The following is a 9,281-nucleotide window of genomic DNA, read 5'->3' as shown; positions in this document are numbered from 1 at the left end:
TCTATGCCTTGAGGGTCGCCCCGCCGTCGACGAGGAGGTCGTGCATCGTGATGTGCCGCGCGCGGTCGGAGACCAGGAACGCGACCGCGTCGGCGACGTCCTCGGGGTCGGCGATCCGTGCGAGCGGGATGCCGACGCGGAAGCTGGCGAGATCGCCCTCCAGCGCCCGGCGGCGTGCCGATCCATCGGCCCACAGCGCGTCCTGCATGGCCGTGTCGGTCGACCCAGGTGACACGACGTTGCACCGCACGCCCTGCGGTGCCAGCTCAAGTCCTACACATCGGGTGAGCATCGTGGCCGCGGCCTTCGAGGCGGCGTAGGCGGCCATCCCGGCGCGCGGCACGCTGGCCGCGTTGGAGCCGACGACGACGATCGCGCCGTGGCCGCGCGCGGCCATCCGCCGGCCTGCCGCCCGGACGAGGTGGAACGGCCCGTCGGCGTTGACCGCGAACGTGTGCCGCCAAGCGTCGTCGGTGGTCTGGTCGTAGGAGGCGGCGTGCAGCACGCCCGCAACCGAGACCGCGACGGTGACGGGACCGAGCTGGGCCTCCGCGGCGTCGAGCAGCGCCTCGACCGCGCGCGGGTCGGTGACATCACAGGCCAGCGCGAGCGCGGCGTGCTCGAGCGCGGGCGCTTGCAGGTCGGCGGCGGCAACGGCGATGCCCGAGGCGGCCAGCGCGCGCACGACAGCCGCGCCGATCCCGCCCGCGGCGCCGGTGACGACCGCGACGGCGGGGGCGTCGGCGCTCACCCGTCGTCCTCCGGTGGGTCGTGGTGGTCGGCGGCGCCGGCGCGCCAGTAGCCGGTGATCTTGGTGTAGGCCTTGGGCAGGCCGCGGTCTTCGCGCAGGTGCGCGCGGATGCGCCGCGCGGCGCCCGCCTCGCACGCGGCCCAGGCGAAGCCGTCGCCGACCGGCAGTGCGAGGTCGCGGATCGCGTCCTCCAGCAGCGTCGTCGAGCCGGCCGGCGCACCGTCGCGATGCAGCCACGCGAGGCGGACGTCGGCCGAGGTGTCCAGGCGCAGCTCGTCGGCGGCGGAGCCGACCTCCAGCAGGACGATCGCGCGCGCCTGCGCCGGCAGCTCCTCCAGGCGACGGGCGATCGCGGGCAGGCCGGACTCGTCGCTGGCGAGCAGCCACCAGTCGAAGTCGTCCGAGGCGACGCGCGAGCCGCGCGGTCCGGCTTGGCCGAGCTGGGCGCCCGGCTTCGCGGTCGCGGCCCACGATGCGGCGGGACCTTCTCCATGGACGACCATGTCGATGGTCAACGTCCCGGCGGCGACGTCGAACGCGCGCGGCGTGTAGTCGCGCGTCGGCGGCGCGTCGGCGTCCCGCGCGATCCCGTTGACGCCCAGCTCCGGCAGGACGACCGCGTCCTCACCCGGCCGCGGGAAGATCAGCTTGACGTGGTCGTCGGGCGACGCGGAGGCGAAGCCGTCGAGGTCGCCCTTCAGGACGATCCGGCGCAGGTGCGGCGTTAGGTCTTGGACGGAGGCGACCTCCAGCAGGCGCAGGCGCAGTTCGTGGCGGACGCGCTCGACGGCGGGCATCAGGCGGCTCGCTTCAGGATCAGGATCTTCTTGATGGTCTTGGCGGCGGTGCCGGTGACCTTCACGACGACGGTGAGGCGCGCGTGGCGGCGGACCTGCGCCTTGCCGGCGGCGGTGAGCGTCAAGCGGACCGTCTTGGTGGCCTTGGCCGGGATGGTGGCCTTGACGGCGCGCGCGAGCGTGACGCCGCTCGTCGTGCGCAGCGACGCCGTGCCCTTCAGCCCGGCGCTGCCGCCGCGCAGGCGCAGCGCGACCTTGCCGCCGGACGCGCGCAGCGCGGTGGAGGCCAGCGAGGGCGCGACCGCGGGGACCGGGGTGCCGGTCGTCGTGGTCGGCGTCGTCGGCGTGGTCGAAGTGGTGGTGCCGGCCGTCGTCGGCGTGGTCGTCGTAGTGGCCGAGCCCGGAACCGTGAAGTCGACGTGGATCGAGCGCGCGCCCGCGGCGGCGCTGGAGAGCAGGCGCACGTTGTGCGTGCCGCCGGCCAAGGGCGTCGCGGCCTTCGCCAGGTCGACGGTCGCGGTGAACGTGCCGTCGGCGGCCGCGTCGGCCGTCGTGAGGACGTCGCTGTTGGCTTTGTCCTTGACTTGACCGTCGTCGAGCTTCAGGGAGACGTGCTCGGAGGGGTCGTAGCCGGTCGCGCTCACGGTCACCGCTCCGGTCGCGGGGACCGTGGTCTGCGCGAGCGTGACGGTCGCCCCCAGCGGGTTCTCGACCGGGCCGCCGGGCGGGACGGCCAGCGCGGTGGCGGTCAGCCCGCCCGCGGCGAGCGCGAGCGGTGCGACGAGCAGCGGGCGCAGACGCGGCATTTACTTGGCGCCCTTCACGGTGACGGCGGTGGTGAGCGCGGCGCCCGACGCGGGCGTCAGCACGAGGCGTGCGGTCAGCGTCCGGCCGGCCTTCAGCGCGCGGCGGCCGTAGGCGGTCAGCGCGATGCGGACGGTGTGGGTCTTGCGGTCGGCGAGCGCGAAGGAGCCGCGCGCGAGCGTGACGCCGGAACGCCGGAGGGTCGCGGTGCCGCGCGCACCCGTGGCAGAGCTCGCGGCGAGCCGCAGCGCGATCCGCCCGGAGACCGCGCGCAGGGCGGTGCCGGTGGCGCGCACCGGCGGCGCGACCACCGTGAACGTCGCCTTCAGGCTTCGCGCCGGGCCGTTGTCGGGGTACTTGCCCGACGGGCCCGCCAGGAAGCGCAACCAGTGGGCCTTGCTCGCATCAGCGATGTCGGCAGGCGCCTCGGGGTCGCTCAGCGCGACCGACCCCTTCAACGTGCCGTCGGCCGCCGCGAGGTACGGGCCGATGCCGTTGTCACCGTGGTCGTCGAGCTTGACGTACACCTTCTGCGGCTTCCCGGCGCTGTTGAGGAACCCGGTGCCGCTGAACGACACCTTGCCGCCGGCGGCGCTCACCGACGGCGTGACGATCGTGACCGTCGCCGGCGGGTTGCCGGGGTTCTCGGCCGGACCGGTCGGCGGGATCGCGACGGCGACGGCCGCTACGGACCCCGATACGGCAGCGGCGAGCGCACCCAGCGCGACGAGCCCGCGCTTCACCTGGTCACCTTGAAGGTCTTGCTCTTGACGCTGGTCGCCGGCTCGGAGGCCAGGAAGCGCAGCCAGTGCGTGCCCTTCTTGACCTGCTTGGGGATCCGCACCCAGCCGGAGAACTTCTTGTTCTTGATCGGGAAGATCGCGAGGATGTCGCGGTCGTCGATCTTGACGGTGACCTGCGCGCCGTCCTGGACGCGCGAGCCCCTCGCCTTCCAGCCCGTCCCCGTCACCCTGATGCGGCCCCCGGCCTTGACAGAGCGGCGATCGAGCTTGACCTTCGCGCCGTTGTGAGAGGAGACTGGGCCGCCGGGCGGGACGGCGCCCGCGCGGGGCGCCAGCAGCGTGACCGCCGCGGCGACGGCCGCGGTCAGCATGAGGACGACGAGGGCCCCGCGGGCATGCGAAGACCGCTCGCGGAGTGCGAGTGTTGGAGAAGTCATAGCGAAGCGTGAGGTAGGGCGAGGGGCCCCGTATAGGGCCATTAGGCTAACCTAACGTAGGGCACCCTAACAAGGAATTGCGCAGTGCACCCTCTCCCCCTCGCTCGACTTCGAAACGTCCTCGCCGCGCTGCTGGTTGGCACGGCGACGCTCGCGGTTACCGCCTGCGGCTCCAGTAGCCCCAGCGACGACAGCGGCCCGAGCGGCAGCCGGACGATCACCGACGCGAAGGGCGCGAAGGTCAAGGTCCCCAACTACCCGCGGCGGGTCGTCACGCTCAGCGAGCCGACGCTCGACGGCGCGCTCTCGCTGGGCCTGCGCCCGATCGCCACGACGAGCGGCCGCGGCCAGGGCGGCGTCTCGTCCTACCTCGCCAAGCAGGCGCGCGGGATCACGAACGTCGGCGTGCTCGGCCAGCCCAACATCGAGCACGTCGCGGCGCTGAAGCCCGACCTGATCCTCGTCGACGGCACCGCGACACAGGATGGGTCGGTCATCGACAAGCTGCGCCATCTGGCGCCCACGGTGTACGTGTCGAAGACCGCCGCCGACTGGCGCACGGCGTTTGAGGCGGAGGCCGCGGCGCTCAACCGCCAGAAGGAGGGCGCGCACCTTCTCGACGAGTTCGACCGCCGCGTCGCAGAGGTCCGCGCCGCGCTCGGCGCCAACGCCGGCGCGCGGATCAGCGTCGTGCGCTGGGGCGGCATCGGCCTGCCGTCGGTGCTGATGAACGAGCTCGCCGTCGGGCGCGTGCTCAAGGACCTGGGGTTGACGCGGCCCACCTCCCAGGACAAGACCGGTCCCGGCCACTCGGTGCCGATCAGCCTGGAGAACCTGCAGCAGATCGACGGCGACTGGATGTTCCTCGGCGCGCTGGGCACGGGGGCGGTCGGCGGCGTGGCCGAGGGCTCGGCCGACCTGAAGGCCGCGCGCGAGGCGTTGAAGAACGCGCGCGAGACACCGGGCTTCACGCGGCTGAAGGCCGTGCGCGCGGGCCACGTCGTACCGGTCGACGGCTCGGCGTGGACGAGCGCGGGCGGGCCGATCGCCGAGCGCGTCGTCGTCGACGACGTCGCCCGCGCGCTGGGCGCGGCTTCGTGAGGCCGCCGCGGATCGCCAAGTACCCGCCGCCCGAGGTCGTCCGCAGCCCGCGGATCGAGGCGCTGCGCGCCGGCGATGACGGTGACGTCGAGGCGTTCTGGGCGCAGGTCGCAGCGAGCGGGACGCCGTTGGTCGAGCCCCGCGACGGCGAGCCCGACCACCGCACGGTGACGTTCGTGTGGCGCGGGAGCGAGGCGACGCGCGAGGTGGTGTTGTTGGCCAACAAGCTGACGGACCCGAGCGTGTGGGAGGCATCGACGCTGGAGCACCTAGACGGGACCGACGTCTGGCATCGCTCGTTCCGGCTGCGCGCTGACTGGCGGGCGACCTACCAGCTGGCGCCAGACGATGGCTCGGGTAACGACGATGAGATCACCGGCCCGCCCTCGCGCTGGGGCGCCGCCGCCGCTCGCGCCGTCTCCGACCCCTACAACTCGAAGACCTTCGGCTCGCGTTACGGCGACGCGCCGCACTCGGTTGTCGAGTTGGACGCCGCGCCGCCCCAGCCCTATGTGGCGCCGCGCCCGGGAATCGCCCGCGGCACGGTCACCCGGCACCGCTTCGCCAGCGACATCCTCGACAACGAGCGCGACGTCTGGATCTATGAGCCGACGCGTGCCGCGACCGACGTGGTGGTGTTGCTCGACGGCGAGGACTGGGCCACGCGCCTGCCGGCCGCGACCATCCTGGACAACTTGATCGCCGAGGGCGCGATCCCGCCGACGATCGCGGTCATGCCCTCGACCGTCGACAACGCGACGCGCTGGCGGGAGCTCGCGTGCAGCGAGGCGTTCGTCGCGTTCGTCGCCGACGAGCTGCTGCCATGGGCCGCGCGCGACATCGCGCCGCAGCGCACGACGCTGGCCGGCCGCAGCCTCGGCGGGTTGACCGCGCTGTTCGCCGCGCTGCACGCGCCGGGGCGCTTCGGGCGCGTGCTGTCGCAGTCGGCGTCGCTGTGGTGGCCGTCGGAGACCGACTTCGACGCGGGCGCCGGCGCGATCGTCGAGGCCTACGCGCGCGCCGAGGGCGACGTGGTCCAGAACACCCGCTTCCACCTCGAGGTCGGCCTGCAGGAGTGGGCGCTGCTCGCGCGCCACCGCCACCTGCGCGACGTCCTGGCGCTGCACGGCGCGCCGCTGTCCTACTCCGAGTACCACGGCGGCCACGACGCGATCTGCTGGCAGGGCGGCCTGGCCGACGGCCTGATCGCGCTGATGTCCGGTTAACCGGACATCGCCGGGCCGCGCGCCGGAGCGAGAACCGGCCCGCGCGGCGCGACACTGTGGACATGTCCTCCGAGCGCCGCCTCCTCTTCTCGCTCCGCTACGTCGTCCCGGCGGTCGTCTGCCTGGCGGGCGTGGTCATCCTGATCGTGGCCGGTGCCGGCGGCTACGGCCCCGACGCGCTGGCCGGTCTGTTCGGCGCGGGCGGCGCGATCTACCTGATGAACAAGTTCATGCGCATGGGGATCGAAGGCGACGCCGACCGCGACGTCGAGGAGGCCCGGCGCATGTTCCTGGACCGCTACGGCATGTGGCCCGACGAGGTCCCGGCCGGCTGGGTCCCGCCGGACGGCCAGCCCGACGTGGCCAGCGCGATGCACGTGCTGGTCGAGCAGCGCCGCCACTCGAAGATCGCGGCCTAGCCCGCCATGGCCCGGGTCCTGATCGCCGACGACAGCGCGGCGTTCCGTGCGCTGGCCGCGCGCGTGCTGGAGGAGCAAGGTCATCAGGTTGCCGGGGAGGCGGCCAGCGGCGCCGAGACGCTGCGCCTCGCCGCCGCGCTGACCCCCGACGGCGTCCTGCTCGACGTCCACCTCGGCGCCGACGACGGCTTTGCGGTGCGCCGCGCGCTCGCCGAGCTGCCCAGCGCGCCGCAGGTGGTCCTCGTCTCGACCGACCCCGGAACCGGCGCGCTGCCCAAGGAGCGCCTCGGGACCGTGGACTTCCTCGACGCCCTGCTGCACTAGCCTGGCGCCCGTGGCGCGTCTGCGGGTGGTCATCGCCGAGGACCAGGTGCTTCTGCGCGCCGGGCTGGCGCGCCTGCTGACCGACGCCGGGATGGAGGTCGTCGGCGAGGCCGGCGACGCTCCCGACCTGATCCGCAAGGTCGCCGCGCACCGACCGGACGTCGCGATCGTCGACGTCCAGATGCCGCCCGACCAGACCGACGACGGGCTGCGCGCGGCGATCGCGATCCGCCGCGACCATCCGGAGACCGGCGTGCTCGTGCTCTCGCAGTTCTCCGACGAGCGCTACGCGCTGGACCTGATCGGCGACGACGCGACCGGCGTCGGCTACCTGCTCAAGGACCGCGTCGCCGACCTCGACGCGTTCGCCGACGCGGTGGCGCGCGTGGCGGGCGGCGGCTCGGCGCTGGATCCCGAGATCGTCGCGCTGATGGTCGGCCGCCGGCGCAAGGACGACCCGCTGGACGCGCTGAGCCCGCGCGAGCGCGACGTGCTGACGCTGATGGCCGAGGGCAAGTCCAACCAAGGCATAGCGGATGCCTTGAACGTCACGGTGACCGCGGTCGAGAAGCACGTCACGCGGATCTTCACCAAGCTGCAGCTCGGCCACGAGCCGAGCGAGCACCGGCGCGTGCTGGCCGTGCTCGCGTTGTTGAAGGCCTCTTAGAGCGGCAGGACCGCGTGCAGGCGCGTGCCGCCGCCGGGCGGCGAGTGGACGGTGAGCGCGCCGTCCAGCGCGGCGACGCGGTCGGCGAGACCCGAGAGGCCGGAGGAGCCCGTGCGGCCGCCGACCGTTGCCCCGCCGCGACCGTCGTCGGTGACCTCGACGACCAGCGTGTGGTCCTCGCCCGGAGCGATCCGGACGTGGGCCTCGGACGCGCCTGCGTGCTTGGCGACGTTGGCCAACGCCTCGGCGGCGACGAAGTAGGCGGTGGCCTCGACGGTCGACGCGAAGCGCGCGTCGGGGACCTCGAGCGTGACCGGCACCGGCGCGCGGGCGGTCAGCGACTCCAGCGCGCCGCGCAGCCCGCGGTGGGTCAACACCGACGGGTGCAGGCCGGCGGCCAGCTCGCGCAGGTCGGCGATCGCGGCCTGGGTCTCGGCCAGGGCGCCGTCGAGCAAGGCCTTGGCCTCGGCGTCCTCGACCGTCCGGGCGGCGAGTTGTACGCCTAGCGCGATGTTGACCAGCCGCTGCTGCGCGCCGTCGTGCAGGTCGCGGCCCAGCCGCTGGCGCTCGGCGAGCGTCGCCTCCACGATCCGCGCCCGCGACGCGCGCACCGCCCGCTCGCGCACGAGCGCCTCTTGGGCGGCGAGGCGCTCGGTCACGTCCTGGAAGACGACGACCGCGCCGCGGCGCCCGTCGGCGGTCGGCACCGGCGCCGACGAGTAGGCGACCGGCACGAACGCGCCATCGGCGCGGATGAACCAGTCCTCCTCGACACGCACGACCTGACCGGTGCGCCGCGGCGCCAGCAGCGGGCACTCGTCCTCGGGGAACGGCGTGCCGTCGGGGCGGTGGTGGTGGATCGTCGCGTGCGACGGCTGGCCGAGCAGCTGCGCCTCATCCTCGTAGCCGAGCAGCGCCAGCCCCGCGCGGTTGACGAACTGCACGCGGCCGTCGGCGTCGACCGCGTAGATCGCGTCGGCGATCGACTCCACGAACGCGGCGAGAACCGCGGCCGCGCCGGACCCGAGGCGCTCGGTGACGTCCATGCGACGTCACGCTACCTAGAGCGCGGTCGCGAGGGCGCGGCCGTGCTCGACCACGAAGTCGCGGAAGGCGGCGACGACCGGCGTGGCCGGCCGCTCAGGATCCCAGACCAAGCCGAGCGGGCGCTCGCAGCCGTCGTCGCGGACGCGCAGGTGCGGCGTCGCGGTCTGGACCGCCTCGGCGGCGACGCGCTGCGGGGTGACGAGGCCGACGCCGAGGCCAGCGGCGATCAGCCCGCGCAGCGTCGCGATCTCGTCGCCCTCGAAGGCGATGCGCGGCTCGAAGCCGGCGGCGCGGCAGAGGTCGTCGGCCAGGCGGCGCAGCGCGTTGCCGGGCGCCATCGCGATGAACGGCTCGTCGGCGATCTCCTCCAACTTGACCGACTTGCGCGTCGCGAGGCGATGGTGCGGCGGGACCGCGAGCAGAACGGGCTCGGTGATCAAGTGGTGCCAGGCCAGGTGCGAGCGCGCGGCGGGCCGCGGGCCCATGAGGATGACGTCGGCGGCACCGTCGTCAAAGGCGCCGATCAGGCCGACGGTCCCGCGCTGGGTCAGCCGGAAGCGGACCGCGGGATGCGCGTCGCGATAGGCGCCGACCAGCGCGGGCACCAGCCACGAGCCGAGCGTGTGCGAGAACCACAGCCGGACCTCGCCGTGCTCGGCGTCGGCGACGTCGGCCAGCGCGGCGGCGCCCGCGTCCAGCTGCTCGAGCGCGCGGCGTGCGTAGGGCAGGTAGCGGCGGCCGTGGTGGTTGAGGTGCAGGACGCGACCACGACGGTCGAAGAGCGGAACGCCGAGCTGCTGCTCGAGGCGTGTGATCGCGCGCGAGAGCGCGGGCTGGCTGATGTGCAGCTCGCGGGCGACGGACGTCATGTGCTCGCGCTCGGCCAGCGCGGCGAACCAGCGGAGCTCGTCGGCGTTCATGGCTCATGATCATGACGCATCGGTCACCTGCGAAAGATGCATTGG

The 9,281-nt window shown here is 73.9% G+C and carries 12 protein-coding genes; 5 read left to right on the top strand and 7 right to left on the bottom strand.

Annotated elements, in window-relative coordinates; translation table 11 throughout:
• Window position 1: 1 nt before the first annotated feature.
• Genes dhbA through ACT01A_RS19585 form a run of 5 tightly spaced genes read right to left on the bottom strand, consistent with a single transcriptional unit; the run spans window position 2 to window position 3,466 of the window.
• Window positions 2-751, bottom strand: coding sequence for a 2,3-dihydro-2,3-dihydroxybenzoate dehydrogenase (gene dhbA, locus ACT01A_RS19605; RefSeq protein ID WP_445148782.1), 750 nt, complete (start codon window positions 749-751; stop codon window positions 2-4).
• Window positions 748-1,548, bottom strand: coding sequence for a siderophore-interacting protein (locus ACT01A_RS19600; protein ID WP_445148781.1), 801 nt, complete (start codon window positions 1,546-1,548; stop codon window positions 748-750). The genes dhbA and ACT01A_RS19600 overlap by 4 nt, the downstream gene beginning before the upstream one ends.
• Entirely contained in the window at window positions 1,548-2,354 is an 807-nt protein-coding gene (locus ACT01A_RS19595) for a hypothetical protein (protein ID WP_445148780.1), read from the bottom strand. The genes ACT01A_RS19600 and ACT01A_RS19595 overlap by 1 nt, the downstream gene beginning before the upstream one ends.
• Window positions 2,355-3,095 (bottom strand): hypothetical protein, encoded by a 741-nt coding sequence (locus tag ACT01A_RS19590; protein ID WP_445148779.1) that lies wholly within the window; start codon window positions 3,093-3,095, stop codon window positions 2,355-2,357.
• Entirely contained in the window at window positions 3,092-3,466 is a 375-nt protein-coding gene (locus ACT01A_RS19585) for a hypothetical protein (protein WP_445148778.1), read from the bottom strand. Before ACT01A_RS19585 ends, ACT01A_RS19590 begins: the two co-directional genes overlap by 4 nt.
• Before the next feature lie 150 nt (window positions 3,467-3,616).
• Between ACT01A_RS19585 and ACT01A_RS19580 the strand changes: the two genes are divergently transcribed.
• The 5 genes from ACT01A_RS19580 to ACT01A_RS19560 all read left to right on the top strand — a co-directional run bounded on the left by ACT01A_RS19580 (window position 3,617) and on the right by ACT01A_RS19560 (window position 7,269).
• On the top strand, window positions 3,617-4,633 hold the full coding sequence (locus tag ACT01A_RS19580; protein WP_445148777.1) for an iron-siderophore ABC transporter substrate-binding protein: 1,017 nt from the start codon (window positions 3,617-3,619) through the stop codon (window positions 4,631-4,633).
• Window positions 4,630-5,859 (top strand): enterochelin esterase, encoded by a 1,230-nt coding sequence (fes, locus tag ACT01A_RS19575; RefSeq protein WP_445148776.1) that lies wholly within the window; start codon window positions 4,630-4,632, stop codon window positions 5,857-5,859. Before ACT01A_RS19580 ends, fes begins: the two co-directional genes overlap by 4 nt.
• A 62-nt stretch (window positions 5,860-5,921) precedes the next feature.
• Window positions 5,922-6,278, top strand: a complete 357-nt coding sequence (locus tag ACT01A_RS19570) for a hypothetical protein (protein ID WP_445148775.1) — start codon at window positions 5,922-5,924, stop codon at window positions 6,276-6,278.
• A 6-nt stretch (window positions 6,279-6,284) separates the two neighbouring features.
• Complete coding sequence (locus tag ACT01A_RS19565; RefSeq protein WP_445148774.1) at window positions 6,285-6,602, top strand: response regulator; 318 nt, start codon at window positions 6,285-6,287, stop codon at window positions 6,600-6,602.
• A 19-nt stretch (window positions 6,603-6,621) separates the two neighbouring features.
• Complete coding sequence (locus ACT01A_RS19560; RefSeq protein WP_445152849.1) at window positions 6,622-7,269, top strand: response regulator transcription factor; 648 nt, start codon at window positions 6,622-6,624, stop codon at window positions 7,267-7,269.
• On the opposite strand, the gene ACT01A_RS19555 is transcribed toward ACT01A_RS19560, so the two are convergent.
• Both ACT01A_RS19555 and ACT01A_RS19550 read right to left on the bottom strand, forming a co-directional pair.
• Entirely contained in the window at window positions 7,266-8,315 is a 1,050-nt protein-coding gene (locus tag ACT01A_RS19555) for a PAS domain-containing sensor histidine kinase (RefSeq protein WP_445148773.1), read from the bottom strand. The two genes, ACT01A_RS19560 and ACT01A_RS19555, sit on opposite strands and share 4 nt — an antisense overlap.
• A 15-nt stretch (window positions 8,316-8,330) precedes the next feature.
• Window positions 8,331-9,236, bottom strand: coding sequence for a LysR family transcriptional regulator (locus ACT01A_RS19550; protein WP_445148772.1), 906 nt, complete (start codon window positions 9,234-9,236; stop codon window positions 8,331-8,333).
• Between the last annotated feature and the right edge of the window lie 45 nt (window positions 9,237-9,281).

The sequence above is a fragment of the Baekduia sp. Peel2402 genome (assembly GCF_052567285.1).
The sequence above is the reverse complement of the archived record's forward strand: the minus strand, read 5'-3'. Positions and strand labels throughout refer to the sequence as shown.

Coding starts and splice junctions, on each gene's coding strand:
- ACT01A_RS19600 (WP_445148781.1), bottom strand. CDS start 1,548: ATGCCCGCCGTCGAGCGCGTCCGCCACGAACTGCGCCTGCGCCTGCTG.
- ACT01A_RS19595 (WP_445148780.1), bottom strand. CDS start 2,354: ATGCCGCGTCTGCGCCCGCTGCTCGTCGCACCGCTCGCGCTCGCCGCG.
- ACT01A_RS19585 (WP_445148778.1), bottom strand. CDS start 3,466: ATGCTGACCGCGGCCGTCGCCGCGGCGGTCACGCTGCTGGCGCCCCGC.
- ACT01A_RS19570 (WP_445148775.1), top strand. CDS start 5,922: ATGTCCTCCGAGCGCCGCCTCCTCTTCTCGCTCCGCTACGTCGTCCCG.
- ACT01A_RS19565 (WP_445148774.1), top strand. CDS start 6,285: ATGGCCCGGGTCCTGATCGCCGACGACAGCGCGGCGTTCCGTGCGCTG.
- ACT01A_RS19555 (WP_445148773.1), bottom strand. CDS start 8,315: ATGGACGTCACCGAGCGCCTCGGGTCCGGCGCGGCCGCGGTTCTCGCC.
- ACT01A_RS19550 (WP_445148772.1), bottom strand. CDS start 9,236: ATGAACGCCGACGAGCTCCGCTGGTTCGCCGCGCTGGCCGAGCGCGAG.